This window comes from Paeniglutamicibacter sp. (assembly GCF_046714615.1).
In the GTDB taxonomy this organism is placed as follows: Bacteria; Actinomycetota; Actinomycetes; order Actinomycetales; family Micrococcaceae; genus Paeniglutamicibacter.
The window spans coordinates 46,308-73,092 of sequence record NZ_JBKKAP010000029.1 but is presented as its reverse complement, the minus strand read 5'-3'; the positions used below and the strand labels follow the sequence as shown (position 1 = coordinate 73,092).

General features: G+C 65.9%; 25 protein-coding genes. 15 read left to right on the top strand and 10 right to left on the bottom strand.

The genetic code is table 11. The features are described from left to right. The first annotated feature begins 1 nt into the window (after position 1). From crtI to ACLQ7E_RS03700, 6 genes are all read left to right on the top strand, one after another. Positions 2-1,648, top strand: coding sequence for a phytoene desaturase family protein (gene crtI, locus ACLQ7E_RS03725; RefSeq protein WP_411731204.1), 1,647 nt, complete (start codon positions 2-4; stop codon positions 1,646-1,648). Next, a complete protein-coding gene (locus ACLQ7E_RS03720) occupies positions 1,645-2,025 on the top strand; it encodes a lycopene cyclase domain-containing protein (RefSeq protein ID WP_411731203.1) in 381 nt (126 codons plus the stop codon). Before crtI ends, ACLQ7E_RS03720 begins: the two co-directional genes overlap by 4 nt. After that, the gene (locus tag ACLQ7E_RS03715; protein ID WP_411731202.1) at positions 2,022-2,420 is read left to right on the top strand and encodes a lycopene cyclase domain-containing protein; all 399 of its coding nucleotides are present in this window, start codon (positions 2,022-2,024) and stop codon (positions 2,418-2,420) included. Before ACLQ7E_RS03720 ends, ACLQ7E_RS03715 begins: the two co-directional genes overlap by 4 nt. After that, entirely contained in the window at positions 2,420-3,277 is an 858-nt protein-coding gene (locus ACLQ7E_RS03710; RefSeq protein ID WP_411731224.1) for a prenyltransferase, read from the top strand. Before ACLQ7E_RS03715 ends, ACLQ7E_RS03710 begins: the two co-directional genes overlap by 1 nt. Before the next feature lie 36 nt (positions 3,278-3,313). After that, positions 3,314-4,729 (top strand): cryptochrome/photolyase family protein, encoded by a 1,416-nt coding sequence (locus ACLQ7E_RS03705; RefSeq protein WP_411731201.1) that lies wholly within the window; start codon positions 3,314-3,316, stop codon positions 4,727-4,729. 61 nt (positions 4,730-4,790) lie between these two features. Then, positions 4,791-6,335, top strand: a complete 1,545-nt coding sequence (locus ACLQ7E_RS03700) for an FAD-dependent monooxygenase (protein WP_411731223.1) — start codon at positions 4,791-4,793, stop codon at positions 6,333-6,335. Here ACLQ7E_RS03700 and ACLQ7E_RS03695 read toward each other — a convergent pair. After that, on the bottom strand, positions 6,332-7,480 hold the full coding sequence (locus ACLQ7E_RS03695) for a hypothetical protein (protein ID WP_411731200.1): 1,149 nt from the start codon (positions 7,478-7,480) through the stop codon (positions 6,332-6,334). The genes ACLQ7E_RS03700 and ACLQ7E_RS03695 overlap by 4 nt on opposite strands. Positions 7,481-7,606: 126 nt before the next feature. On the opposite strand from ACLQ7E_RS03695, the gene ACLQ7E_RS03690 reads away from it, so the two are divergent. The 3 genes from ACLQ7E_RS03690 to ACLQ7E_RS03680 are packed head-to-tail and all read left to right on the top strand — an operon-like array spanning position 7,607 to position 9,258. Further along, positions 7,607-7,969, top strand: a complete 363-nt coding sequence (locus tag ACLQ7E_RS03690) for a hypothetical protein (RefSeq protein WP_411731199.1) — start codon at positions 7,607-7,609, stop codon at positions 7,967-7,969. A gap of 31 nt (positions 7,970-8,000) precedes the next feature. Continuing rightward, positions 8,001-8,654: a VWA domain-containing protein gene (locus tag ACLQ7E_RS03685; RefSeq protein ID WP_411731198.1), complete on the top strand. Its 654-nt coding sequence runs from the start codon at positions 8,001-8,003 to the stop codon at positions 8,652-8,654. 1 nt (position 8,655) lies between these two features. Continuing rightward, a complete protein-coding gene (locus ACLQ7E_RS03680; RefSeq protein ID WP_411731197.1) occupies positions 8,656-9,258 on the top strand; it encodes a dual specificity protein phosphatase family protein in 603 nt (200 codons plus the stop codon). Between the two features lie 46 nt (positions 9,259-9,304). On the opposite strand, the gene ACLQ7E_RS03675 is transcribed toward ACLQ7E_RS03680, so the two are convergent. Further along, on the bottom strand, positions 9,305-11,842 hold the full coding sequence (locus ACLQ7E_RS03675) for an ABC transporter (protein ID WP_411731196.1): 2,538 nt from the start codon (positions 11,840-11,842) through the stop codon (positions 9,305-9,307). 141 nt (positions 11,843-11,983) lie between these two features. Here ACLQ7E_RS03675 and ACLQ7E_RS03670 point away from each other — a divergent pair, with 141 nt between their 5' ends. The 3 genes from ACLQ7E_RS03670 to ACLQ7E_RS03660 all read left to right on the top strand — a co-directional run bounded on the left by ACLQ7E_RS03670 (position 11,984) and on the right by ACLQ7E_RS03660 (position 13,980). Further along, positions 11,984-12,475, top strand: coding sequence for a DUF6328 family protein (locus tag ACLQ7E_RS03670; RefSeq protein ID WP_411731195.1), 492 nt, complete (start codon positions 11,984-11,986; stop codon positions 12,473-12,475). Between the two features lie 159 nt (positions 12,476-12,634). Then, the gene (locus ACLQ7E_RS03665; protein ID WP_411731194.1) at positions 12,635-13,189 is read left to right on the top strand and encodes a Dps family protein; all 555 of its coding nucleotides are present in this window, start codon (positions 12,635-12,637) and stop codon (positions 13,187-13,189) included. Between the two features lie 155 nt (positions 13,190-13,344). Beyond that, positions 13,345-13,980, top strand: coding sequence for a GNAT family N-acetyltransferase (locus ACLQ7E_RS03660; protein WP_411731193.1), 636 nt, complete (start codon positions 13,345-13,347; stop codon positions 13,978-13,980). Between the two features lie 10 nt (positions 13,981-13,990). Here the strand turns inward: ACLQ7E_RS03660 and ACLQ7E_RS03655 are convergent, their stop codons facing one another. The 3 genes from ACLQ7E_RS03655 to ACLQ7E_RS03645 are packed head-to-tail and all read right to left on the bottom strand — an operon-like array spanning position 13,991 to position 17,509. Then, positions 13,991-14,770, bottom strand: coding sequence for an IclR family transcriptional regulator C-terminal domain-containing protein (locus tag ACLQ7E_RS03655; protein WP_411731192.1), 780 nt, complete (start codon positions 14,768-14,770; stop codon positions 13,991-13,993). Positions 14,771-14,795: 25 nt separating this feature from the next. Beyond that, complete coding sequence (locus ACLQ7E_RS03650; protein ID WP_411731191.1) at positions 14,796-16,637, bottom strand: bifunctional sugar phosphate isomerase/epimerase/4-hydroxyphenylpyruvate dioxygenase family protein; 1,842 nt, start codon at positions 16,635-16,637, stop codon at positions 14,796-14,798. Beyond that, complete coding sequence (locus ACLQ7E_RS03645; protein ID WP_411731190.1) at positions 16,637-17,509, bottom strand: shikimate dehydrogenase; 873 nt, start codon at positions 17,507-17,509, stop codon at positions 16,637-16,639. The genes ACLQ7E_RS03650 and ACLQ7E_RS03645 overlap by 1 nt, the downstream gene beginning before the upstream one ends. A 156-nt stretch (positions 17,510-17,665) precedes the next feature. Here ACLQ7E_RS03645 and ACLQ7E_RS03640 point away from each other — a divergent pair, with 156 nt between their 5' ends. After that, positions 17,666-19,027: an MFS transporter gene (locus tag ACLQ7E_RS03640; protein ID WP_411731189.1), complete on the top strand. Its 1,362-nt coding sequence runs from the start codon at positions 17,666-17,668 to the stop codon at positions 19,025-19,027. Between the two features lie 77 nt (positions 19,028-19,104). On the opposite strand, the gene ACLQ7E_RS03635 is transcribed toward ACLQ7E_RS03640, so the two are convergent. Continuing rightward, the gene (locus ACLQ7E_RS03635) at positions 19,105-20,472 is read right to left on the bottom strand and encodes a plasmid pRiA4b ORF-3 family protein (protein ID WP_411731188.1); all 1,368 of its coding nucleotides are present in this window, start codon (positions 20,470-20,472) and stop codon (positions 19,105-19,107) included. Between the two features lie 124 nt (positions 20,473-20,596). Here ACLQ7E_RS03635 and ACLQ7E_RS03630 point away from each other — a divergent pair, with 124 nt between their 5' ends. Then, positions 20,597-21,415, top strand: a complete 819-nt coding sequence (locus ACLQ7E_RS03630) for a helix-turn-helix domain-containing protein (protein ID WP_411731187.1) — start codon at positions 20,597-20,599, stop codon at positions 21,413-21,415. Positions 21,416-21,430: 15 nt separating this feature from the next. Here ACLQ7E_RS03630 and ACLQ7E_RS03625 read toward each other — a convergent pair whose 3' ends face one another. Next, positions 21,431-21,964, bottom strand: coding sequence for a VOC family protein (locus ACLQ7E_RS03625; RefSeq protein ID WP_411731186.1), 534 nt, complete (start codon positions 21,962-21,964; stop codon positions 21,431-21,433). Positions 21,965-22,118: 154 nt separating this feature from the next. Here ACLQ7E_RS03625 and ACLQ7E_RS03620 point away from each other — a divergent pair, with 154 nt between their 5' ends. Continuing rightward, positions 22,119-23,396 (top strand): CynX/NimT family MFS transporter, encoded by a 1,278-nt coding sequence (locus tag ACLQ7E_RS03620; RefSeq protein ID WP_411731185.1) that lies wholly within the window; start codon positions 22,119-22,121, stop codon positions 23,394-23,396. A gap of 66 nt (positions 23,397-23,462) precedes the next feature. On the opposite strand, the gene ACLQ7E_RS03615 is transcribed toward ACLQ7E_RS03620, so the two are convergent. Genes ACLQ7E_RS03615 through ACLQ7E_RS03605 form a run of 3 tightly spaced genes read right to left on the bottom strand, consistent with a single transcriptional unit; the run spans position 23,463 to position 26,532 of the window. Beyond that, positions 23,463-24,281 (bottom strand): carbohydrate ABC transporter permease, encoded by an 819-nt coding sequence (locus tag ACLQ7E_RS03615; protein WP_411731222.1) that lies wholly within the window; start codon positions 24,279-24,281, stop codon positions 23,463-23,465. Next, positions 24,281-25,222: a carbohydrate ABC transporter permease gene (locus tag ACLQ7E_RS03610; protein ID WP_411731184.1), complete on the bottom strand. Its 942-nt coding sequence runs from the start codon at positions 25,220-25,222 to the stop codon at positions 24,281-24,283. The genes ACLQ7E_RS03615 and ACLQ7E_RS03610 overlap by 1 nt, the downstream gene beginning before the upstream one ends. 2 nt (positions 25,223-25,224) lie before the next feature. After that, complete coding sequence (locus ACLQ7E_RS03605; protein ID WP_411731183.1) at positions 25,225-26,532, bottom strand: ABC transporter substrate-binding protein; 1,308 nt, start codon at positions 26,530-26,532, stop codon at positions 25,225-25,227. Positions 26,533-26,785: the final 253 nt, after the last annotated feature.

The following is a 26,785-nucleotide window of genomic DNA, read 5'->3' as shown; positions in this document are numbered from 1 at the left end:
CATGAAGAACACTGCCCACACTGCCGCACAAGAGGTGGTCGTCATCGGCGGCGGTTTCTCCGGGTTGGCCACCGCGGGCCTGCTTGCCGCCTCCGGCCACCGGGTCACGCTGCTGGAAAAGCAGAAGGTGCTCGGCGGCCGCGCCGGACGCCTGCAGCGCGAGGGCTTCAGCTTTGACACCGGTCCCTCCTGGTATCTGATGCCCGAAGTCATCGAGCACTGGTTTGAGCTCATGGGCACCTCCACGGAAATCGAGCTGGATCTCGTGGACCTCGAGACCGGCTACCGGACCTGGTTCCAGGGCGACTACACCCCGCTGGACATGCCGTCCGGAGCTGGGGCCCGCGACGCCTTCGAATCCCTCCAGCCCGGTGCCGGTGCCGCACTGGATAAATACCTGGAACATTCCGCCGAGAGCTACGACTTGGCGCTAAGGCATTTCCTCTATGCGGATTTCTCCTCCCCGGCCAGCTTCCTGGATCCGCGGGTTGTGGCGCTGCTGCCCAGGCTGGCACCGCTGCTGGCAGGCTCCCTGGACTCCTTCGTGGCCAGCCGCTTCAGCGATCCGCGCCTGCGCCAGATCCTGGGTTACCCCTCGGTGTTCCTGGGCTCGAGCCCCAAGCGCACCCCGGCGCTCTACCACCTGATGAGCCACCTGGACCTGACTCAGGGCGTGAAATACCCGATGGGTGGCTTTGCACACCTGGTCGACGTGATGGCAGGACTCTGCCGGGCCGCCGGCGTCACGATCATCACCGGTGCCCGGGTGACGGGCATCGATGCCGACACCACCGCGGGCACACCCCGGGTCGAGGCAGTGCGCTGGGTCGATGCGGGCGACCCCGGCCACGTATCAGGCGCGGAACAACGCTTGGAAGCCGACGTGGTGGTGGGTGCCGCAGACCTGCACCACCTGGAGACCGAACTGCTCCCGGCGAAACTTCGCTCCTCCTCCGAAGCCAGTTGGAAGCGGCGCGATCCCGGGCCCAGTGCCGTACTGCTCTGCCTGGGCATCCGGGGCAAGCTCCCCAAGCTCAGCCACCACAATCTGTTGTTCACCACCGACTGGGACGACAACTTCGGGCGCATCCACCGCGGAGAAGACCTTTCGGAGGAAACCAGCCTGTATGCCTGCATGCCCAGCGCCACGGACCCCTCCGTGGCACCGGCCCGACATGAAAACCTGTTCATCCTCGTTCCTTCCCCTGCCCTGCCCGCGTGGGGCAAGGGCGGCCCGGACGGCACCGGATCACCACAGGTGGAGGCGGTAGCGGATGCCGCGCTCGACCAGTTGGCCGCTTGGGCGGGCATTGCGGACCTGCGCGAGAGGGTCGTCGTGCGCCAAAGCTTTGGCCCCGGCGACTTCGTGGAGAACGTCAATGCCTGGCAGGGCGGTGCCCTGGGGCTGGCCCACACGCTGGGCCAGTCGGCCTTCTTCCGCCCCTCGAACCAAAGCTCGAAGGTCCGCGGCCTGCACTATGCCGGCAGCTCGGTGCGTCCGGGCATCGGAATTCCGATGTGCCTGATCAGTGCGGAGATCATCGCCAAGGCAGTCAACGGGGTCAAGGACAAGGGACCCCTGGTCCCTGGCCATCTGTCGCCAGTGGCACAGCCCAAGACCGAACCCACCCGAACGGTGGCACCATGACCTACCTTCTCATCCTGCTGGCACTCATTGCCTGCATGGCGGTGCTGGATGCCAAGTACCGGCTATTCGTCTTTGCCCAACCGCTGTCCGCGCTGCTCGCGCTGGCCGGTGGAACTGCGATGTTCCTGCTCTGGGACGTAATCGCCATCGACCTGGGGATCTTCCTGCATCGTGATTCGGCGCTCATGACCGGGGTGATGCTGGGCGACCAGTTGCCGCTGGAGGAAGCCTTCTTCCTGCTTTTCCTGTGCTACAACACGATGGTCCTGCTCACCGGCGCCATGGCCTGGCGGACCCGGCGGGCGCGGCGGAATGCCGCCGGCACCGACCGCCATTCCGCCGCCACGCCAAGACCGGATTTGAAGGAGACAGCATGAACTTCGCCGTTCTGTCCCTGTGCTTCATGCTGGGTTCGTTGTTGCTCTTCCTCCTGGCCGTGCGCCTGCGCCGGATCAGCTTGCGCACGGTCCTTCCGCCGGTGCGGCTCGCCCTGCTCGTGCTCTGGGTGCTGACCGCGGTGTTCGACAACGTGATGATTGGCTCCGGGCTATTTGGTTACGGGAGCCAGACGTTGCTGGGCCTCCGCATCGGGCTGGCCCCGGTGGAGGACTTCAGCTACCCGGTCTGCGCGGTGCTCTTCGTTCCTGCCCTGTGGTGGCTAGCAGGGGGCAGGGTGCCGGTGGGAACCGGAGCTTCGGTGACGGGAACCGGTTTTGCCGAGGCCCCATCGGGCCCGTCGCCAGTGATCCGGACCGGGAAGGAGCCGCAATGATGCTGCGCGAACTGCTCATGACTTCCCGCCCGGTTTCCTGGGTCAACACCGCCTACCCCTTTGCCGCCGCATACCTGTTGGCAGTCGGGAAGATCGACTGGATCTGGGTGGTCGGAACGTTCTTCTTCCTCATCCCCTACAACCTGGCCATGTACGGGATCAACGATGTCTTCGACCACGAATCGGACCTGCTGAACCCCCGCAAGGGCGGTGCCGAGGGCGCCGTGGTGGACCGCAGCCGGCACCGCGGGATCCTGGTGGCCTGCGCGGTTGCCTGCCTGCCATTCTTGGTGGTGCTGGGAATAATTGGTTCCTGGCAGGCGAACCTGGTGCTGCTGGTATCGATGGCGGCGCTCTATGCCTACAGCGCCCCGCACCTGCGCTTCAAGGAGCGTCCCTTCCTGGACTCGCTGACTTCCAGCGCCCACTTCGTCTCCCCCGCGCTCTACGGGGTCGTGTTGGCCGGGGCAACACTGGAACCCACGCTGGTGGCGATCCTGGCGGCGTTCTTCCTGTGGGGCGTGGCCTCACATGCGTTCGGCGCGGTGCAGGACATCGTCCCCGACCGCGCAGCGTCGCTGGGTTCCATCGGCACGTTGTTGGGGGCGAAGTGGACCGTCAGGTTCGCAGCCGCGGCCTACCTCGCCGCCGGCGCGTTGCTCCTGTTCACCGACTGGCCGGGCCCGTTGGCGGGTCTGCTGGCCCTGCCCTACCTGGCCAACGTGCTGCCCCATGCCGGGCTGGACGACGAGGATTCCGCCCGCGCCCATGCCGGATGGGTGCGCTTCCTCTGGCTGAACTATGCCACGGGGTTCCTCGTCACCATGCTGCTGATTTGGTACGCCCTGTCCCGCTAGTCCCAAAAACCACCGTCCGCACGAAAGAGCACGAACATGAACCAGGCATCATCCACCATCGTGTGGTTCCGCGACGACCTGCGCGTGGCCGACAATCCGGCGCTCTGTGCCGCCATGGCCTCGGGGCCGGCAACCGCCCTGTTTATCCTTGACGAGCAGTCCCCCGGCGTGCGTCCGTTGGGCGGCGCTGCCAAGTGGTGGCTGCATCACGCATTGAACGAGCTGCGTGAATCACTGGCAGGACTCGGCGTGCCCTTGCTCTTGCGCAGCGGCGCCGCGGCCGAAGTCCTTCCGGGGCTCCTGGCCGCCGCAGGCATCTCCACCATGCATTGGAACCGTCGCTACGGCGGACCGGAACGCGCCGTCGATGCAACGGCCAAGAAGTTGGCGACCGACGCCGGGCTCGAGGCCCACAGTCATGCCGGAACGCTCTTGCACGAACCCTGGACCGTGCTGACCCAGGATTCAAGGAACTTCAAGGTCTTCACGCCCTTCTTCAACGCGCTGCAGCGGCTGCCGATGCGCCCGGTGCTGGACAGGCCCGAAGCGCAGGAACCTGTGACCACCAATCTTCCCTCGGAGAAACTGGATGACTGGGGCCTGTTGCCCTCGGCTCCCGACTGGTCGCACGGACTGGCCGCCGCCTGGGTGCCGGGCGAGGCCGCAGCCCGGGACCGCCTGGGCGTGGTGTTGGAGGAAATCGCCGGCGACTACGCCACGTCCCGCGACAGGCCCGACACCGACGGCACCTCGCGGTTGTCGGCGGCCCTGCGCTGGGGACATCTGGGTCCCGTCGAGGTCTGGGAGGTCCTCAGCGGCATGCTGCGCGTCCATCCCGAGCGAGCCGAGGGCACGCGGGCCATGATGCGTCAACTGGGGTGGCGCGACTTCTGCTGGAACCTGCTCTACCACTACCCGGATTTGGCCACCCGGAACCTGCGCAGCGAGTTCGACGCGTATGACTGGGCCTGGCCCGGCGCCGGCGCACAGAGTGGGCCGGCGGGAACAACGGCAGCTCTCCACTTCAAGGCCTGGTGCGGCGGTTCGACGGGTTACGGGCTGGTGGACGCCGGCATGAAGCAACTTTGGGAAACCGGATGGATGCACAACAGGGTCCGCATGGTCACCGCCAGCTTCCTGGTCAAGAACCTGGGTATCCACTGGCGGGTGGGCGAGGAATGGTTTTGGGACACGCTCGTGGACGCGGACGCGGCATCCAACCCGGCCAACTGGCAATGGGTCGCCGGGTGCGGGGCCGACGCGTCCCCGTTCTTCAGGGTCTTCAACCCGCTGCTGCAGGCCAAGAAGTTTGATCCCCGCGGTTCCTATATTGACCGCTTTGTCCCGCTTTCCCGGGTCGAGCAGATCGTCGACCTGATGGCCTCCCGTGCCCGGGCCCTGGACTCGCTCGCACGGATGAAGGAGGTACCCCCGGCGGAAACCCGCACGTGATTGCACCGCCACAAGGCCCGTATCAGTGCTTTGCCCGGCATGGGGGCGTAGCGTGGGTTCCATGGACGCGACGCTACTGAACACAGACGTTTTGGTAATCGGTGCCGGGCCCACGGGCCTGATGGCGGGTGCGTGGCTGCAAAAATTCGGGATCGACTCCAAGGTCGTTGACCTGAAGTCGGGCCCGACCCGCGAATCACGCGCCCTGGCGCTGCAGGCACGCAGCATGGAGATCTACCGCCAACTGGGGCTGGCCGACGAGGTCAAGGCCCGGGCGGTTCCCACCGGAGAGTTGCGCCCGGGCATCGGCGCCCGCAGCTTCAAGAGCATCAAGCTCAACCGGCTCGGCTACGCCCAGACGCACTATGCGGGGCTGACGATGCTGGAGCAAAGCGCCAACGAGGAACTGCTGGCCGAATACCTCAAGAACGCGGGCAACGAAGTGCTCTGGGAACACGGCTACGAATCCTTCGCGGACACCGGGGACCGGATGCTCGTCAAGTGCACCGGGCCACAGGGGCCGGTGCATATCTCCGCGCGCTACGTGATCGCCGCGGACGGCGCCGCCTCCCCGATCCGCGAATCCCTTGGCATTGCCTTCGAGGGAACGACAGACGACGAGGCCTTCTACGTGCTCGACGCCCAGGGCGTCACGGGCATGGGTTCGGGTATCAACCTGCGATTTTCCGACGAGAACTTCATGCTCGGCTTCCCGATGGGCAACGACGAAAACGGCGGCGAGCGCCGCCGCCTGCTGGGCATCCTGCACGAAGAGAATGACTCCGGTCAGGGGAAACCCGAGATCGATGAGGACCGTGCCCGGGCCAGCCTGCGCGGTGAGTTCGGTGTCAGGTACAAGACGGCCACGTGGTTCACCACCTACCGGGTGCATCACCGCGTCGCCGAGCACTTCAGCAAGGACCGGGTGTTCCTTACCGGGGACGCCGCGCACATCCATTCGCCGGTCGGCGCCCAGGGGATGAACACCGGGCTGCAGGACGCGCACAATCTGGTGTGCAAGCTGGCCGACGTCTTTTCCGGCCGCATGGAGGAGTCCTACCTCCAGCGCTACGAACTCGAACGCCGCCCGGTGGCGCTGCGTCTGGTGGCCACGACCGACAAGCTTTTCAGCGCCGCCACCTCGAATTCTGTCTTGGCCCGCACGGTTCGCACGCGTGTGCTGCCCATTTCTTGGCCGGCGGCGGTGCGCCTGGCGGGCAGGATTCCGGCCGGGCGCCGCTTCTTCGGGTATCTCTCGCAGATCCGCATTCACTACTGGATGGATGACAGCGCCAAGGACCGTGCCACGCTGGCCACCGGCTTTGCCCGGACCCGGCGCCGCGGCCAGGTGCTGGGCCGCCGACTGCCGTGGGTGCCAAACCGCGCGGGCGAACACGCGGACAATTTCGAGGTGCTCAACGACGCCAGCTGGCAGGTGCACATCTATGGCCCGGCCGGCAGGGAGCGCGGGGAGCAGCTGGCCGCCGAATACGAGGTTCCGCTGCACGAATTTGTCGCCGCCCCCAAGCGCCGCCTGCCCAATGGCTCGGTGGTGCTGGTGCGCCCGGACATGTTCGTGGCCCACTTCGAACAGGTGCGTGCCTAGGCTCGGCCGTTGACGGCCAGCACGTCGGAAAGTTCCTTGTCCTTGACGGCGAGCGCGGCGGCGGTGGTGCGGATGAACACGACCAGCCAGCCAAAAACGATGCCCACGACCGCCAGCTCGAACGCCGTGAGATTGTAGTACGCCAGCGGCTGCCACAGCAGGGCTGCACCCACCAGTCCCACGAAGCAGGCAAACGAGAGCAGGTGGAAGATCCAGGGGAATCCCGGCAGCCAGAGGGCAGCACCCAGGAGCAGCACCACGATGAATACCGCGGCGATGCGCACCATTGCTGAGTGGACGGGTGCCGAGACGTTGAACGGGATCAGCCCGATGCCGATGACACATGCGCCCAGTCCCAGCAGGCAGGTGCGCACCACCGCGGGCCGGGGCCTGATGAAACGGGGACGCGGCTTGCCCACGGCGGCGGCATAGTCGTCGATAATGCCTGCCAGCAGGGCCACATCGCGCACGATGAACGCGGTGAGGGTGCTGAGCACCAGCCCGGAAACCACCAGGGTGACGTTGAAGGTCCAAAAGGAGGTGAGCCCCGAGGCGCGGGTCCCCAGCGCGGAAAACATCGAATGCCACCAATAGGGGTTCTCGGCGGCCAGCATGCTGATGAACACACCGGTGGCCATGAAGATCGCCAGCAGCGTGGAGAGGCTTTGCGCCGTCACCCGGGCGGCGGAGACCAGCGCGACGTAGCCGGCGATGCCTGAGCAGACCCCGACCATGAGGCTTCCCGCATATCTATCCACGGTCAACCCCAGGAAGGCGTCCTGGATGATCCGGAAGGTGACCAGGGATGCCATGGCGGAAATCGCCGCGTGGAGGATCACCAGGGCTGCGGCGTTGATGATTTGCCGGTAGCGGGGAAACTCGAGCAGCCACTTCTGGGTCCGGGTCAGGATCAACAGGTACCCCAGGATGCTTCCGGCCGTTGCCGCTACCGCGGCGATGATCGAGGCGTAGATGGCCACCGAGCGGTAGCCCGCCAGATCCGGGCGGTAGGTGGCAAAGCCGATCAACCCCGTGAGAGTGCCCAGCACCGTGGCGCCCAACCCCAGCCACAGGGCCCAGCTTTCGCCACGAAGCTGCAAGTCGGCGAGGTCTTGCCGGGGCCGGGAGGCGGGTTCATCTACCACGCCTACGATTCTGCCATTCTTTGTGCGCCCGCCCTTAGGCGCTGGGGTTCGGCCGAAAACAACGATGCGCAAAAGAACTACGCTCGCACTATTGACACACGCTCACAAACTGCGCATGATGAGTTTATGAACAAGAAGAAGCGTACCCCGATCGACGAAGCCCGCAAGCTGCTTGAGGATGTTCCATCCGATCCGCTTGGCGCGGTCGAACGACTGGGAGAGGTCCGCGAATTGATCGACACCGCACTGAATGAGGAGATGGCCAAGGCCACCCTCGAGGGCGCATCGATCCGTTCGGTGGCCGTCCGCGCCGGGCTTTCGCCCAACGCGGTCCCCCCGCGGCTGGCCCGCACCTCGCAGTTGTCCAGCTATACGGACTCCGGCGGCAAGGTGTCTAGCTCCTCCATCGAGCGAGCCCGCTACGACTCGGAAACCGGGCGCCCCGCGCCCAAGGAACCCATGACTTTCAAACCCAGGCGCTCCAGCTAGGACACGCGCCACTTCCCGAAAGGCACTCGCAATGTCTACCAATGATTCCGCACTGCTAGTCTTCCTGCTTGACCGCTCCGGCTCCATGTACGACATCAAGGCCGACATCGAGGGCGGCCTGAATGCCTATGTCGCCAAACAGCTGGCCGAGCCCGGCAGCGCAACCGCCTCCCTTCACCAATTCGATAACGTCTACGAGGACGTCTATCTGGATATACCACTGGATCAGATCCCGGCATTCAACTTGGAGCCTCGCGGCTCAACCGCACTGTTCGACTCGATCGCCAGGACCATCACAGAGACCCGCAAGCGCATTGCCGCGATGCCTGTGGACAAGCGCCCGGGCATCGTGCACCTGAACATCGCCACGGACGGCTTGGAAAACGCCTCAACCAGGTACTCGCGCAGGGCCATCCGCGATATGGTCCAGACCCAGGAGCAGGTCGACAAGTGGCTCATCTCCTATATGGGGTGTGACCAGGATGCCATTGAGGTCGGCACCAGCCTGGGTATCTCCCCCGACCGTTCGCTGACCTATACCCGCGATACCGCGGTTGCGGCCATGGACGCATACAGCCAGATGACCAGCACTGCGCGCAGGGCGCGGGCCCGCGGAGCAGACTTGGACGAGGTCCTCGCCGAGTCCGTCTTCACCGAGCGCCAGCGCAAGAACACGGGAAAGTAGTATGCGTGCCAACCTGAGCTGGGTCACCAGCGACCTGGCCGTGGGCGGGGATTTGGACTACGCCGACAAGGTCATGGTCGCCCAGGTGCTCGAGATCATCGACGTCGGCATCACCCACGTGGTGGACCTGCGCATCGAGGCCAACGACGCCGAGATCTGGGAAGCCGCCCACATCGCGTACCTCTCGGTCGGCACCAATGACGCCGACGGCCACGTCGTTGCTCCGGAGGTCTTCGACCGCGGTGTCCGCTTCGCCCGACTGGCCGTGCGCGACGGAGGGAAGGTGCTGGCCCACTGCCACATGGGGATCAACCGCGGCCCGTCCATGGGGTTCGCGATCCTGCTGGATCGCGGGTACTCCCCCATCGAGGCCTTCGACATGATCCGCGCCGCACGGCCGCAGGCCTTCATCGCCTACGCGCAGGACGCGCTCGCGGCCCACGCCTCCCGGCAGCTGCGCAAGGGTGGCCGCCCGGTCAACGCGGCGAGGCAGGCGCGGGCACTACAGAAGCACATCGATGAGGTGCTCACGCCCAGCGCCGTGGGACGCATTCGGCACGTGATGCGCCAGAACCACCGACGGGACCTGGGCTTCTCGGCCTGATTCCCCCCGCTGTCGACCGGCGAGCGCGAGGTGCCGCGCTCGCCGGTTACTGCGCGTTCGACCCCGCGAGCCCCAGGCGCTTGGCCAGGTAGGGCGCGGTCCTGGAATCCGGATGGGCGGCCAGCTGGTCCGGGGTTCCGGTCGCGACGATCTTCCCGCCCTTGTCTCCCCCTTCCGGGCCCATGTCGATGATCCAGTCGGCTGCCGCAACCACATCCATGTGGTGCTCGACCACGATCACGGTGTTGGACTCATCGACCAGCCGGTGCAGCTGGCCCAGCAGCAATTGCACGTCCGCCGGGTGCAGGCCGGTCGTGGGCTCGTCCAGCAGGTAGAGCGTGTGCCCGCGCCGGGCGCGCTGCAGCTCGGTGGCCAGCTTGATGCGCTGCGCCTCGCCGCCGGAGAGCTCGGGTGCCGGCTGGCCCAGGGAAAGGTAGCCCAGCCCCACGTCGCGCAACGTCTCCAGCGACCTGGCGGCGGCCGGAATCCCCGATAGGAACTCGGCGGCAGTATCCACGTCCAAGGCCAGGACCTCGGCGATGTTCTTGCCCTCGTAGAAGACCTCGAGGGTCTCCGGGTTGTAGCGCGAGCCGTGGCACTCCGGGCAGGGGCCATAGCTTCCGGGAAGGAAGAGCAGTTCCACCTCCAGGTAGCCCTCGCCCAGGCACGTCTCGCAACGCCCGCCCGCCACGTTGAAGGAAAATCGTCCGGCGCCGTAGCCGCGCTGCTTGGCCAGCGGTGTGTCGGCGAAGGCCTTGCGCACCGCGTCGAACAGGCCGGTGTAGGTGGCCAGGTTCGAGCGCGGGGTGCGGCCGATGGGCTTTTGGTCCATGGCAACGATTCGCTCGATCCGCTCCGCTCCACGCACCTCGCCCAGGGTCGCCCGGGGCGCATCGGCGTCCGGGCCCCCGGCGTCGGCTTCGGTGGCATCGGCGGCTCCGCTTCTCCCGCCGTCGCGCAGCTTGTCTTTGAGGCCAAGTGCCAGTGCCTGGCTGATGAGGGATGACTTGCCCGATCCGGACACCCCGGTGACTGCGCTGAGCACGCCCAGCGGGAATCGCGCATCCAGGTCCGACAGGTTGTGCAGGGAAATCCCGTCCAGTTCCAGCCAGCTCTCGGCACTCCGCGGTACTCGCGTCACCGCGGCGTCCTCGCGGGGTTCCAGGAAACGCCGGGTCACCGATTCGTCCACCTGCGACAGCCCCGCCACCGGGCCGCTGTAGAGCACCTTGCCTCCTCCGGCACCCGCCCCGGGACCCACGTCGATGATCCAGTCAGCGCGGGAGACCACCTCCATGTTGTGCTCCACCACGAAGACCGAGTTGCCGCCGGCCTTCAGCGCCTCGAGCACCTCCAGCAGCGGCCTGGCATCGGCCGGGTGCAGGCCCGCGGACGGCTCGTCGAGCACGTAGATGACCCCGAAGAGGCCCGAACGCAGCTGCGTGGCGATGCGCAGGCGCTGCATCTCGCCCGGGGAAAGCGTCGGGGTGCCGCGGTCAAGGCTCAGGTAGCCCAGGCCCAAATTCGTCAGCACCTCGATGCGGGAGAGCAGGTCGGCGGCGATCGAGACGGCGACCTCGTGTGCGGGTTCCCCGCCGGGAACCGGCCGGTTCCCGGCGACAGGCCGCAGCACCGAGGCAAGGGCATCGAGTGCGGTGGCGTTGAATTCGGCGATGTCCAACCCGGCAAAGCCAACTGCAAGTGCCTCCGGGCGGAAGCCGGTTCCCGAACAGGCAGGGCAGGGCCCGGAGCGCATGAAGCGCAGCGCCTTGGCCCGCATCGATTCGGACTTGGAGTCGGCCACGGTGTGCAGCACATAGCGTCGCGCACTCCAGAACCGGCCCTTGTAGGGTTTCGCGACCCTGTCGCGCTCGGGAGCCACCTCCACCACTGGTTGCTCGTCGGTGAACAGCAACCAGTCGCGCACCTTCCTGGGCAGCTGGCGGAAGGGCACATCCACGTCGTGGCCCAGGTGCGAGGTGATGTCACGCAGGTTCTTGCCCTGCCAGGCGCCGGGCCACGCGGCAATCGCACCCTCGCGGATGCTCAGGCCCGGGTCTGGGACCAGGGAATCCTCGGTGACGGTGTGGGCGACGCCCAGGCCGTGGCATTGCGGGCAGGCACCCACCGCGGTGTTCGGCGAGAAGGAATCCGAGTCCAGGCGCGGCGCCCCCGCTGGATAGTCCCCAGCCCGGGAGAAGAGCATCCGCACCGAGTTCGACAGCGTGGTCAGCGTGCCCACGGTGGAGCGGGAGCTGGCAGTGCCGCGGCGCTGCTGCAGGGCCACGGCAGGGGGCAGGCCGGAAATGAACTCGACCTTGGGCGTGTGGCCCTGGGCGATGAGCCGGCGCGCATAGGGCGCCACGGATTCCAGGAATCTTCGCTGCGCCTCGGCAAAGATGGTGCCGAAGGCCAGCGAGGACTTTCCTGACCCGGAGACCCCGGTGAAGGCGACGATGGCATCGCGCGGGATGCGCACCTCCACATCCTGCAGGTTGTTCTCGTTGGCGCCGCGCACGTGGACGAATCCGTCATGGGTGTCTGGTGCCGGTGTGTACTTGGTGTCCTGCCCAATGCTGTTCACCTTCCCCACCCTAGGCCCGGCGCACGCACGAATTCCAACCGCCCGGCCGTTTCGACGCCGCCCAACGGCCGTGTTGCCGGGTCGGACCGCGGTGCGTCGCATAGGGTTTTCCCACAAACCATCCCCAACAGAGGAACCGACATGGCCAAGCACAGCGACACCGGCAGGAAGACCGAGGACAGCGACGAGGAGCTGCACCGCAAGTGGAACGAGCTACTGCAGGAGATGCGGGTGATGCAGACAGGTGCGCAGATCCTTGCAGCCTTCCTGGTGGTCCTTCCCTTCCAGTCCCGATTCGACACCCTGGAGGTGCCGGATGAAAGGTTCTATCTGGTGCTGCTGGTCGCCTCGGCGCTGTTGATCCTTCTGCTGGTCACTCCCGTGGCGGTGCACCGGCACTTCTTCGGGCAGCAGCTGAAAGCCACCACCGTCCATCTGGGCCACAACATTTCCAGGTTTGTTGTCGTGGGGGTGGGCGTGTTGGTGGCAGGGTGCGTCTGGTTTGTCATCCAGGTCCTGCACGGCTGGCAGATGGGCCTGATGGTGGGAGGAGTCCTGATGGCGGCAGCACTGTTCCTGCTGCTCATCCTGCCGCGGATTGTCACCCCGCGCTCGACGCTTCCGGCGGAATGATCGGCTGACCGGACCCAAGAGGGGATTAACCCATCAGTGTTTTCTGTTCGCGAAATCCCCGGGCGTTTCCCTCCCGGTGCGTGATACGTTGCTGGTACCGCTACATCACATGGATATCCACGGAAGACTGCGCGGCAGTCGATTATCGAGGAGGCAGTTATGGCAGCAAAAACAAACGCAGGATTCACGGTTCCGGGCATGAGCCTGGCCAATGGCCACAAGGTCGCGGGCGCCCTGCAGATGCGGATCCACGCATTCAACGACCTGCAACTGACCCTCAAGCACGCCCACTGGAACGTGGTGGGACGCGACTTCATCGGCGTCCACGAAATGCTTGACCCGCAGATCGACCTGGTCCGCGCCATGATCGACGCACTGGCCGAACGCATGGCCACCATGGGCGTGGCGCCCAACGGCCTGCCAGGCGCCCTGGTCAAGGCGCGCAGCTGGGACGACTATGAGATTGGCAGGGCCAGCACCAGCGAGCACCTCGCCGCGCTCGACCTGGTCTACACCGGAGTCATCACTTCCATGCGCAAGACCATCGCAGAGGTCGGTGAGCTGGACCCGATCACCGAGGACATCCTCATTGGCCAGACCGGCGAGCTCGAGCAATTCCAGTGGTTCATGCGCTCGCACCTGGAAAACGACGAGGGCGAACTGGCCAACAAGGACGCCCGGACCGAAAAGGGCGCAGCCAAGAAGGCCAAGTAGCACGGGCCGCACGATGAGCCGAGGGGACGGAAGAGCATGCTCTTCCGTCCCCTCCTTTTGCTCTTGACCGGCCCCTGCGGCGGTGGCAGTCTCGAAACCGGAAGGACCCAAGTCTCGACGGCAAGCACACGCCACCCCGGCAGGAGAACACTGGCATGGAACCGAACCCCGAAACCACCACGGCCGCCGCCCTGCGCATTGTTCCTGCCAACCAGGCCAGCAGCGAGGATCTGGGGCTGATCTTCGGCACCCGGGGCGAGCCAGGGCACTGCCAATGCCAGTGGTTCCAGAATCCCGGAAAGAGCTTCGGCGCGCTCACCGACGAGGAACGGGCTCACCGCCTGCGCGTCCGGACCGCGTGCGGAAACCCGCGGGCAGCAAACACCAGCGGGCTTATCGGCTACCTCGACGACGAGCCGGTCGGCTGGTGCGCCGTCGAGCCGCGTACCGCCTACCCGCGACTGCGCACCTCAAGGATCCCGTGGAGCGGCCGCGACGAGGACAGGGACAGTGAGGACGTCTGGGCGGCGGTCTGCTTCGTCACGCGCACCGGCTACCGGCGCATGGGTGTCAGCCGGGCCATGGCGCTCGCGGCCGTGGACTTCGCACGCGACCGCGGGGCCAGCGCCCTGGAGGGCTACCCGATGCTCCTGCCCGAGGGCAAGGCGGCGATGTGGGGCGAGATGTATGTGGGCAGCCGGTCCATCTTCGAGGAGGCAGGTTTCACCGAGGTCAGCCATCCGACACCTCGCCGGCTGGTCATGCGCATCGACTTCGGCGGCGCGCAGTAGGGCAGACGTGTCAGTTCCGCGCCTCGGAGCGCCCGCCGAAGTCGTCGGCAATGTCCTGGGCGACCCGGCGCATCAGCGGCACCATCTCATCGGTGATCGACGCGGAGCCGATGCGCCCGGGCTGCACCGAGACATTCAGCGCACCGAGCAGCTGCGCGCCCCGGTAGACGGGAACCGCCAGCCCGCGCAGCCCCTCGTCCAGTTCCTGCGCGACCAGCGACCAGCCCTGGGCGCGCACGGTGTCGAGCTCGGTGCGCAATTCATCGATGCCGGCCACCGTCTTGGAGGTGAAGTGCGTCAGCTTGGCGTTGGAAAGGAATTCCTCGCGTGCAGCCTCCGGCAGCTCGGCGACCAGCACCCGGCCCATGGAGGTGGCCCAGGCCGGGAGCCGGTTGCCGATGGACACGTTCATCGAATGCAGGCGCGGGGCGGAGATGCGCTCCACGTAGAGGATGTCCTGGTCATCGAGCACGCACAGGGCGGTGGTCTCGGAGAGCTCGGCGGCCAGGGACTGCAGGTGCGGGCGCGCCACCTGGGGCAGGGTCAGCCCGGAGAGGTAGGAGGCACCGATGTCCAGCACCCGCGGGGTCTGCCGGAAGGCATTCCCGTCGGCCTCCAGGTACCCCAAATCCACCAGGGTGAGCAGGAAGCGGCGGGCCGCGGCACGCGAAACGCTGATGGCCTCGGCCACCTGGGTCACGGTCAGCAGCGGGTGCGCGGCGTCGAACGCCAGCAACACCGCCAGCGTCTTTTCCGCCGACTTCACATAGTAGTCAGGCTGCTCGGCCATGGCTCACCAATCCCCTTGTTCTTTCCTAGTACGTCATCAAACGGTTGCGCTCGAATTGCGCTGCCAGGCGCACCGGTGCGTTCGGTGCCCCGTAGCCGTCGTAGCCGCCGCGGCGCTGCACGACCTCAAGGAACATCGAGCCCACGGTTTCGGTGTAGAAATGCAGGAATTCGCCGTGCTCGTCGCGGTCGTAAAGCAGGTTCAGTTCCTGCAAGTGCGCCAGCGTGGCCCCATCCAGCCCGAACCGTGCCGCCAGGTCCTCATAATAGTTGTTCGGCACGGCCAGGAACTCCATGCCCGCCGCCACCGCGCGGCGGGCCAGGGCGATGATGTCATCGGTGTGCACCGCAATGTGCTCGGGATAGCCCGGGGCGCTCTCGCGGGTGTCCTCAAGCCCGTGCGGGACGATGTTCAGCGCCAGGCGCACTGCGCCGTCTTCGGTGCGCAACACCTGGGAGCGGACCAGGCCCATGGGGCTGGGGACCTCGGTGCCGGGACGGGCCGAAAGGTTCAGCGTGGAGGTGTAGAAGAGGACCGATTCGTCAAAGGCCTGCCAGGGCTGGGCCAGGTTGATGTGGTCGATGCCGGTGATGCCCCCGGTGTCCGCGGGCTTGGTGCCGTCGCCGAATTCGGCGGCCCAGGCCGGCTCGTTGGCAGTGGTCCCGAAGAACACCTCGGTGGCATCGGGTGCCGTGATGCCGTGCAGGGGCTGCTCGCCAGCGGTGTGGTGGCGCGGGACGGCGGGTGCCTTCAGCGCGGTGGCGCGCATCGTGCCCAGGGCCGCGTCGGGGACCTGGATGCCGAAGCCGGAGACCTCCGCGGTGATCCCGCGGCTGCGCTGGGTGTTGATGATGATCCGCGCGTCCCCTGCACTCCACAGCGTGACAGGCTTGCGGCGGTGCTGGCCGCGGAAGGCGAATCCCAGCTGGGCCAGCATCCCCGCAACCGCTTCCGGGTCCTCGGTGCGGATCTCCGCGTAGTCGAAGCCGGAGGCTATCTGGGCCCCTGGCAGGGCGGAGAGCCCCAGCGGGTAGTCCTGCGCCCCGGCACCCAGGTGCGCGGCGGTCTTGTCCTGCAGCCAGATCAGCGAGCGCATCCCGTCCACGGCGGTGCGCTCGACGTTGGACTGGCGGAAGACGTCGTTGAAGATCTCCAGAGAGACGATCCCGTCATAGCCGGAACGGACCAGGTGCCCCATGAAGGCATCGAGCTCGAAGCCGCCCTCGCCGGGGAACACCCGGTAGTGCCGGGACCAGGAGAGCACGTCCATGGACAGCACCGGGGCGTCGGCCAGCTGCACGAAGAAGATCTTTTCCGCCGGAATCTCCGCGATGCCCGCCGGGTCGTCCCCGCGCGAGAGGATGTGGAAGGAATCCAGGCAGAGCCCGACGTTGGGGTGGTCGACCAGTTCCACGATGCGCCAGGAGTGCATATAGGTGTTCACGAACTTGCCCCAGGCCAGGGCCTCGTAGGCGATCTTCACCCCGTGTTCGGCGGCGAGTTCGGCCAATTGGCGGATCTGCGCGGCGAAGAGCTCGTCGTCGTCGATGGTCGCGGTGCCCACGTTGGAGCACAGCAGCATGGTGTCGATGCCCAGCCGGTTCATGAGCCGGAACTTGGCCTCGGCGCGGGCCAGATTTGCCTCCAGGGTCGGTGCATCCACGCCCTCGAAGTCGCGGAAGGGCTGGAAGAGATCCAAGGTCAACCCGAGCCGGTTGGCCAGGGCGCGGACCTCCTCGGGGGACATGGGTGAGACGGTGAGGTCTTGTTCGAAGATCTCGATGCCGTCGAAGCCGGCCTTGGCGCAGGCGAGCATCTTCTGCTCGAGGGTGCCGGAGATGCAGACGGTGGCGATGGAGGTGCGCATTAGAGGCCCGCCTCCAGCATTTCGAGCAGGTGGTTGCGCATCCGGGAGGTGTCGGGCGTGATGCCTGTGATGATCCCAAAGGCGTCGACGGCCTGGCCCACGGCCATGTGCCCGCCGTCGAGGGTGCGGCAGCCCAGGGCCTGGGCGGCTCGGATCAGCTCGGTGTCCACCGGCCGGTAGACCACGTCGGCCACCCAGTGGTCGCCAGTGAGCCCGGCGATGTCCAGTGGCAGGCCGGGGTGGTGGTGCATGCCGATGGGGCTGGCGTTGAGTACGCCGTCCACGCGCGGCAGCAGGGCAGGGACCTGGTCGATGCCACAGGCCATGATGGTGCGGTCGGGGAATTGCATGGCCAGGGTTGCTGCGCGTTCGGCGGCGCGGGCGGTCTCGGGGTCCACCAGCAGCAGTTCCTTGACCCCGGAGTCCAGCAGTGCGTAGGCCACCGCTGAGCCGGCCCCGCCGACGCCCAGCTGCAGTACGGTGTTCAGCGTGGCTCCGGGCAGGCCGTTGGCCAATGCCCAGGAGAAGCCCGAGGCGTCGGTGTTGTGGCCGTGGAACTTTCCGTCGCGGATGATGACGGTATTGACCGCGCCAATGGCGCGGGCCTCGTCGCTGATTTCATCGAGGTGTTCGAGCACCAGCTGCTTGCAGGGGTGGGTGATGTTGAAGGCGTTGAATCCCAGCATGGCCCCGGCACGCAGCAGCTCTCCGACATCCGTGGCCTCCTTGCCGATGACGGCGAGGTCAATCGGGCGGTAGAGGTAGCGCAATCCGTGGGCGTCGGCCTCGGCCTCATGCATCGGCGGGGTCAGCGATTGTCTGACCCCGTCCCCGATCAGGCCTACAAGGTACGACTGCGTGGTGGTGCTCATGAGTGTTCCAGTCCTTGAGATTTTTCGCGTGAGGATTGTCTTGGATGTGATTTAGCTCTACTCTAATGGTTGTACGCAATTCGTACAACTGTACGCTTTGCGCACAACGAGCCGTTCAGCTCCCCCCACGATTCCCGTCATACCTAGGAGTACCCGATGCCAAACACCGATCACCCACCGGCGCAGTCCGCGCCCGGCACCGGGGGCAGGACGCCGGTCAAGGCCGCGCTTGCCAGCTTCATGGGCAGCGCCGTCGAATACTACGACTTCTTCATCTTCGGCTCCGCAGCCGCCCTGATCTTCCCGCACGTATTCTTCCCCGACGCGGGCGCCAACGCAGCGGTGATGTCCCTGGCGACCTTCGGGTTCGCCTACGTGGCACGCCCCGTCGGCGCCGTCATCCTGGGCCACTTCGGCGATCGCATCGGACGGCAAAAGGTCCTGATGTTCACCCTGGTCCTGATGGGTGTGGCGACCTTCATGATCGGCTGCCTGCCCACCTTCGACCAGGTTGGCTGGCTGGCCCCGATCCTTCTGGTGCTCGCGCGCCTGCTGCAGGGACTCTCGGCCGCCGGCGAGCAGGCGGGCGCCTCCTCGCTGACCCTGGAGCACGCGCCGGATGACCGCCGTTCCTTCTTCACCTCCTGGACGCTGACCGGCACCCAGGGCGGCCAGATCCTCGCCGCGCTGATCTTCATCCCCGTGGTCGCGATGCCGGACGAATTCAAGTACTCGATCGGCTGGCGCATCCCGTTCTGGCTCTCCGCGGTGGTAGTCATCGTCACCTTCTTCATCCGCCGCTCGCTGCACGAGACCCCGGAGTTCGAGGAAGCCAAGAAGAACAACGAGATTGCCAAGCTGCCCCTCGGCGTGCTGATCCGCTTCCACTGGCGCGACGTGCTGCGCGTGGTCTTCTGCGCCTTCATTGCCGCGGTGTCAACCGTCTATGGCACCCTGGCCATTTCCTATGGCAAGACCGTAGGGGACATGGATTCCTCGATCACCCTGTGGCTGGTGGTTGCCGGCAACGTCGGCGCCCTGTTCACCCAGCCGTTCTTCGGCAAGCTAGCGGACAAGATCGGCCGCAAGCCGGTGTTCATCTACGGAGCCCTGGCCTCGGCCGCGTTCATGCCGTTCTACCTGCGCTCCATGGAAACCAGTAACACCGTACTGCAGTTCGCGCTCTCGCTGCTGGTCTTCTCCTGCGCCTACGCCGCCGCCAACGCCGTCTGGCCGTCCTTCTACGCCGAGATGTTCTCCTCCCAGGTCCGTTTCTCCGGTCTGGCCATCGGCACCCAGCTCGGCTTCCTGATGGCAGGCTTCGCCCCGTCCATCGTCGCCGCCCTCGGCGGCCTGGAGCCAGGCGGCTGGGTGAAGATCAGCCTCTTCACCGTCGTGATCGCACTCATTGCCTCGGTCTCGGCACTGACCGCCAAGGAAACCTACAAGGTGCCCACGCACCTTTTGGGCCGCACCGCACACAAGGTGGAGAACGCTTCCGGCGCCCACGTGCAGTAGGCCGGCGCACCACGACCGAGGCCCCGGCGCATCTCCAGGACGGGAAGCGCCGGGGCCTTCGCGCGCCACGGCAACTTTCAGGAGCGCAGCACGGCCAGGGCGAAGGCTCGCTCGAGCCCAACGGCACGGCCCTTGTTGCCATTTTTCAGCACCGCCATCCGGAACGCCTTGGTGATGCTGACGTAGCGGTCGCCGAGCCGGTTGAAGTCCTTGTCCTCGATCCGGCGCCCGTCGCGGTGGACGTATTCCAGCAGGCGCATGCCCTCGTTGGTGCGCGCCTCGATGGTCTTCCGATCCGCGTCCCCTGCCCCGGAGGCGGCCATCAGCGCCAGCATGGTCGCGTCGTAGGTAACCTTGTCCCGGGCTGAATTCCTGGCCCGCTTGGCCAGGTGCGCCCACAGCTTGGCCGGGTCCTGGGCGGCGCGCAGCGCTGCGGGAGTGGCCACCAACTTCTTGCCCTGGGCCTTGAGCAGGCCGATGTCCATCAGCATTTCGCGGAAGTCCAGGATGCCGTGGAGATGGACCTCGGTCTTGCCGCCGAATTGTACGAAGTCCTCGTGTTCCCAGCCGATCCCCTCGATCACTTCCGGCAGCACGGACGGGGACAGGTAGCCTGCAGCGGTCAGCGGCAGTCCCGTACCGTCGCAGGCGTTGATCCACCAGAGGATCGATGCCATGGCGCGCGGTGCCTCCTCGGGCATCGGCGTGGTCGCCGGAGAGGCAAACACATCGATTCCCATGGCGTACAGGAACTCGGCCAGCATCAGGCGTCCGTACACCGGGAGGGTGGAAAGCCACTTGCCGGTCGCGGTCCCCTCCGGCATCCCGCCGAGCAGCAGGCGCACCCGCATGTTCGCCGCTCCCGCGTCGAAGGCCTCGGGGTCAACGGGAGTGAAGTAGCCGAAGTGGGCCCTGAACCAGTCCAGGATGTAGCTGCGGTCAGGGTCGGCGGAGGCGGCCTGGGCCAGCTTGAGCATCTCGTACCAGCCGCCCAGTCCCCCGCTGTCCTCCAGCGGAACGCGCAGTGCACCGTCGAGCACGCGGGCTTCGGGGTCCTCGGGGTCCAGGGCCCGGGAGGATTCCTCGGTGATGAGGTGCATCCAGCTGTCGCCGAGGTCGTATTCGTACCAGAGCGTGCCCCCGGAGCGGGCCAGCGCTTGGGTGAGGGTCGTGCCGGCTTCGTCCTCGCCTTCCAGCCCGTCCTCGATGCTGCCGGCCATCAGCCAGGTTGTCGGTTTCTCGCCTGCTGCAACCTGGCCGCGGATGAAGGGGTTGCTGTCCATATAGAGGTGCAGGTGCGAGTTGGTCCAACCCAGTGCACCTTGGAGGACCTCGTGGAAACGTTCCAATGTCATGGATCCGTCAACCTCGATGCGCCGCCAGATGGCTGGCTCCGAGCCGTGGAGTTCAATGTGCAGCGTGTGTTGGGTACGCAGGTTCTTCATCGTTCCAGTCTGGTGCACCAGGTACCGGTCGAGGTAAATCGGCACACCCGTCCGACACACAGCCCATCGAACTAATCGCGCCGAATCATCGAGTTCGCCTCGTCGTGGCGACATAATGTCATTCATGGACATCCCTCGCGGACCGCTGCTGCCCACAGGAGAAGGAACTGCGCACGTCGTTCGCTGTGAGCCGCCCGAAGCGCTGCGTGATCTCGTGGTCCATTACTGGCTCCCCACCTGGCAGATCCCGGCCGGGGCGATCCACGAACAGCGCATCCTTTCCTATCCGAGCTGCAACCTGGCCGTCGAGGACGGCATCGGGACGCTCTATGGGCCGGTGACGCAGTTGTCAATCAAGCGACTTTCGGGTGCTGGCCGCGCATTCGGGGTGCTGTTGCGACCGGGTACCGGCGCCCTGCTCAGCGCCGTGCCCATCTCGGAGCTGGTGGACGGCTCGATACCGGCCATCGATTGCGGACTGGACCGCGCCGAGTCCATCCAGGCCGCCCTTTACGCGGAGGGAACCACCGGGCAACGGCACCGGGCGGCCATCAAGATCTTCGAGGACTGGCTGGTGCGCAGACTCCCCGATGGATTGGATCAGGAAGGGCAGCTGCTGAACCGGATTTGCGCGGACATCGAGTCCACGCCGGGAATCCAGCGGGTCGCGCAGTTCTGTGAGCGCTCGCAGGTCGGCGAGCGCAGCCTGCAGCGACTGATGGCCTCACGCATGGGCATCACCCCGAAGTGGCTGTTGCAGCGCCACCGACTCCAGGAGGCAGCGGCGCTGATGGGCAGGGGCGCGGGCCCGGACCTGGCGCGCCTGGCCCATGCCCTGGGCTACGCGGACCAGGCGCATTTCACCCGGGATTTCGCCGCCGTCACCGGAATGAGCCCCGGCGAGTACGTGCGGCAGGTCCAGGCCAGTCCCGCCGGCAATTGATTCGCACAGACGCCTTTACTCGGTGCCCGTGGCGTTGAAGGTCTCCAGCCAGGTGCTGACCCGGCGTTCGGATTCCTCCCGGGATAGGTCCTCCACGCGGGTCATGACGTTCCAGCGCCGTCCGAATGGATCCGCCAGGGTGGCAAAGCGGTCCCCGGAGACAAAATTCGCGGGTTGCTCCACGGCGGTGGCGCCGCGTTCCACTCCTCGGGCAAAGACCGCATCCACGTCCTCGACGTACAGCCCGATGGAATTGTTGGTGTGCTGCGCATCGGCCGCAACCAGCCCGTAGCTCGGCTGCGGGTCCGAGAGCTGCAGGATGCCGTTGCCGAAATCGAGTTCCGCATGCGCGATGGTGGTGCTTCCGTCCTCCCGCGGGGCGCCGGGCATCACCGAGAGCACGGTGGCGCCAAAGACCTCGCAGTAGAACTCGATTGCCTCGTGTGCCGGGTCAACGACGATGAACGGTGTCAACGCCGTGTAGCCGCGGGGCACCCCGTTGGTCGTGTGCTTGCCGGTTGCTGCCGTGGTGGTTGGTTCCGTGGACATGATCGGTCGCCCTTCACTGGTGCGGATGGTTGGTCGTCATTCCATTGAACGCCTCGCGGTGGCCTTGGTCTTGGTCTTGAAGGAATCCGACAGGCCTCGGGCAGTCCCACACCCGGTTGCGGTTCGACACATCTTCGTGTTCCGGATCACCGACATGGAAGAATCCGATCAACTGCCCAACGAAGGACCTGTTCCATTGACCCTGATCCAACCGAGCCTCCAACGCACTGCCCGCGGCAACGCCGCCTGGATCGTGGTGGTTGTCGCCGGCATCACCGCCGCCCTGCATATCTGGAAACTGCCCGCGGCGCTTCCGAAGATCCAGGAGGATCTGGGCCTGTCCCTGCTGGCCGCCGGCGTGCTGCTGGGTGTTGTGCAGGTGGCCGGCATGGTCGGCGGCCTGGCGGTGTCGTTGTTGGCCGAGGTCATCGGCGAGCGCCGGACCCTGCTGTTGGGGCTGCTCTTCCTGAGTGCCGGTTCGATCTTTGGCGCCCTGTCGATCGGCGCGAACACCCTGTTGGCCTCCCGGGCGGTTGAAGGAGTCGGGTTCATTGTGGCCACCGTGGTGGGGCCCGGGTTGATCCGCCGCCATGCACCGTTCCGCCGAGTCAACATGGCCGTCGGCTGCTGGAGCGCCTACCAGGGCACCGCGACCTTCGTGGGCTTGATCTCCAGTGCCTATTTTCTGCGGGTCGGCACGTGGCAGGCGTGGTGGTGGGTCATGGCCGCAGTCAGCCTCGTGCCGATTCCGCTGGTGCTGCGCATGGTCCCGAAGGACCACCCCGCCGGTGCCGGAGGCGCCAAGGCCGCAGCCGGACGCATCGGCATCACCGCCCGTTCGCCCAAGGTGTGGATCGCCGGGGTGGTCTTCGGTTGCTACACCGTACAGTGGATGGCCGTGGTGGGTTTCCTGCCCACTCTCTACGGGGAAAGTGGCCTAAGCGGCACGCATGCCGGGGTCTTGTCCGCCGTTGTCGGCGGGCTCAACGGCGTCGGCGCCATCATCACCGGGATGCTGCTCCAGCGCGGCGCCCCGGCCCGCGCCCTGTTGTTCCTGTCCTTCGTGCTGATGGCCGGAGCCGGCCTGCTGACCTTTGCCGTTGACTGGTCGCCGGTTCCCGGCGGGCTGGCCTGGCAGGTCGCATGCGTCGGATTCTTTTCCTTTTCCGGTGCCATGATCCCGGCGACCATGACGCGGATGGCGGTGGATCTGGCTCCGGAGGGCGGTTCGGCCCCGGCGGCCATGGGATTGATGCAGCAGATCTACAACATCGGCAACTTCACCGGCCCGATGATCGTGGCATGGTTGGCCATGAGCACCGGCGGATGGTCCTCCACCTGGTGGATGACCTGTGGCTTCGCGGTCTTGGGCATCATCCTGTCCGCGGTCCTGGTCGGCCGCCGCGGGAGCATGCATTTCTCGCACGTCTAGAAACCGCGCAAACGCGCAGGCTTCCCATGCCGGCCAGTCGGCCTCCGGCACGATTGAAACCACCGGCTACCCCTTGACCGCGCCACCCATGAGCCCGGAGATGAACTGCTTCTGGAAGAGCAGGAAGACGATGAGCAGTGGCAGTGTTGCCAGCAGCGAGCCGAGCATCAGCCCCGAGTAGTCGACGCGGGACAGCCCCACCATGGTGTTAAGCGCGACGGGCAGCGTGTACTTCTCCTCGCTGTTGAGCATCAGCAGCGGCCAGATGAAGGAGTTCCACTGGCTGATGAAGGTGTAGATCACCAGGGCGGCAAGCTGCGGCCGGGCCACCGGCAGCACGATCCGGTAGAAAGTCTTGATCTCGCTGGCCCCGTCGATCCGCGCGGATTCAATGAGGCTGTCGGGGAAATCGAGGAAGGCCTGGCGCATCAGGAAGATGCCAAAAGCGTTGGCCAGAAACGGCAGGATGAGCGCCTGGAAGCTGTTGATCCACCCGACGCTGGCCATCATCTGGAACAGCGGCACCAGCAGCACCTGGCCGGGAATCATCATGGTCAGCAGCACCCCGCCGAGCATCAGGCCCCGCCCGCGGAAGCGGTACTTGGCCAGCCCGTACCCGCACATGGCACTGACGATGCAGGAGAAGACGGTGTAGAGGGTGGCCACCAGCACACTGTTGAGCATGACCCGCGCGAAGCCGGTCTCCGCCTGGAGCCGGGCCAGGTTGGTCCACAGCTCTCCCCCGGGCAGCAGGGGCATCGGCGTGGAGAAGATCTCCGCCGTCGTGTGGGTCGAAGCGATGACCATCCACAGGAACGGGACCAGGGACACCGCGGCGCCCAGGGCCAGCAGCACGTAGAGCGGGGAACGGCGCAGTGTCTGCATCACGATTTTTCCCTCATGATTCGGAATTGGACGACGGAGATGACGGCGATGATGGCCACGACCAGCCAGGCGATGGCCGAGGCATAGCCGAAGTCGAATTGCTGGAAGCCGACCTTGTAGAGGTACAGCACCGGGGTCAGGGTCGCATTGTTGGGTCCTCCCCCGGTCAGGATGAAGTTCTCGTCGAAGAGCTGCAGCGCGCCGATCGTCGAGGTGATGGAGCTGAATAGGATCACCGGGCGCAATTGCGGCACCACGATCTTGGAGAACACCGCCCAGCGGCCGGCCCCGTCGATCCGGGCGGCCTCGTACTGTTCCGCGGGGATCGCCTGCAGGCCTGCCAGGATGATGATCATGTTGTAGCCGGTCCAGCGCCAGGTGATGGAGGCGATCAGTGCCACCCGTGCCCAGCCCTCGGAGTTCAGCCAGTCGATCGGGTCCATCCCGATCAGTCCCAGCAGCTGGTTGGCCGCTCCCCCGTCGGTGGCCAGCATGACCCGGAAGACCAGCGAGTAGGCCACCAGCGTGGTGACCGCGGGCAGGAAGTAGATGGCCCGGAACCCGGTCCGGAAGCGCACCCAGCTCTGGTTCAGGATGTATGCCAGCCCGATGGCGATGCACACCATCAGCGGCACCTGGATCACCAGGATCAAGAAGACGTTGAACAGGCTTTGGGCCACCAGCGGATCCTCGAACAGGCGCCGGTACTGGGCCAGTCCCACCCAGCTGGTTTCCCCGCCGGATATCGATTGGAAGCTTTGGATAAACGAGGAAATCAACGGGTAGATGAAGAACAAGGCAAAGAGAGCGAACGCCGGAAGGATGAAGAAGTAGCCGGGACGATGGCGCCGGGCGGCCCGCCGGGCGGCCTGGCCGGCTGCCGCGCGTGCCGTGGAGCGGCCCTCCTTCGGTGCGGAGGGCCGCGTCAACGTGGTGGTCATGGTTACTGCGCGATCTTGCGGCCGGTGGCGGTGGCGATCTGGTCGGCGGCGGATTTCAGCTCTGCTGCCGGGTCGGCGCCGTTGAGCACGGCCGAGACCACGGCGTTGGCCACGATGTCCCCGGCCTTTGCGCTGTCTGCGTTGGTGTTGCCTGCAGGGATCTTGGCCGTCTGCTCGGCGAAGAGCTGGTAGACCTTCTCGCCTCCGAAGTACTCCTGCGGTTCGGCGAAGAGCGGGTCGCTGAATGCCGGCAGGTAGGACGGGAACAGGCCCTCGTCCTTCATCATCGAGACCTGGTTGTCCTTGTTGGCCAGCACGTACTTGACGAACGACCCGGCCAGTTCCGGGTTCTTTGCCTGTGTGGGAACGGCCAGCGTCGAGCCGCCGTTGTTGGAGGTGGTTCCGCCTCCGGGCGTAAACGCAGGCAGGGGCAGCACTCCATAGCTTCCGGAGAGCTCCGGCGCCTCCCCGGTCAGCGTGCCGATCCACCAGACGGCTTCGGGGTTGGTTGCCGACTTGCCGTCCTTGGCGGCCGTGACTTGTCCGTCCCAACCCTTGACGTTGTGCAGCAGGCCCTTGTCGTTCATGGTCTTCATCAAGGTCAGCGCTTGCACCGCCTCCGGTGAATTCAGGTCGATTTCGCCCGCTGCGTTGAAGGTGCCCTTGCCCTGTTGCTGGAGCAGCATGGCAAAGATCCCGCCGCCCGACAGATCGGTGGAGATCAGCGTGTGGCCGGTCTTCTGCTTGATGGTTTCACCGGCGGTCACCAGCTCGTCCCAGCTTTTGATCGCTGCCGGGTCGATGCCCACCTCGGCGAAGTAGTCGGTGCGAACGAATAATCCGACGGTTCCCGAGTCCCACGGTAGGGACAACAGGCGCCCGTCACTGTCCGAGGACGCCGCGATTTTCGACGGGTCGAAGTCCTTGGTGGCATTGTCGATCAGCGGCGCCAGGTCGGTGAACCCCTTGGGGAACTGAGTGACGTAGGCCGGCATCCGGTCGGTTTCGACGGTGATGACGTCGGGCAGTCCGCTGTTGGCCTGCAGGGAAACCGACATCTTGTCGTATGCATTGTCGTATCCGATGTCCACGACTTTGATGGTGGTGCCGGGGTGGTCGGCCGAATAGGAGGTGGCCAGTCGCTTCAGCGCCGTCGCGGCGACATCCCAGCTCCACACAGTGATTTCACCCGACACTTCCGCATCCGGCTTGAGAGTCGCACCCCCCTGCGCGGGGACTCCTCCACCGGCGCAGCCCGTCAGCAGGGCAAGGGCAATGGCTGGTACGGCCAACTTCATGGGTTTGAACATTTTGGAGCTCCTTGTCATTAGGAAGACCTCGTCTTTTGTCGAAACTGTACACAGTATTCAGAACATTTGGGATGGTTTTCAAACTTTTTCCATCAGACCCAAACAAAATGGCACGAACGGCCCTGCGCCCAGGCCTCCACGCGGCCTGGTGCGCACGCGTCAAGAGCCACCCCAAAAGCGCCATGGGTCACAATTGACTCTCACTTCGAATCCGCATAATGTGCACTGTATACAGAATTTCATCAAAGTTATC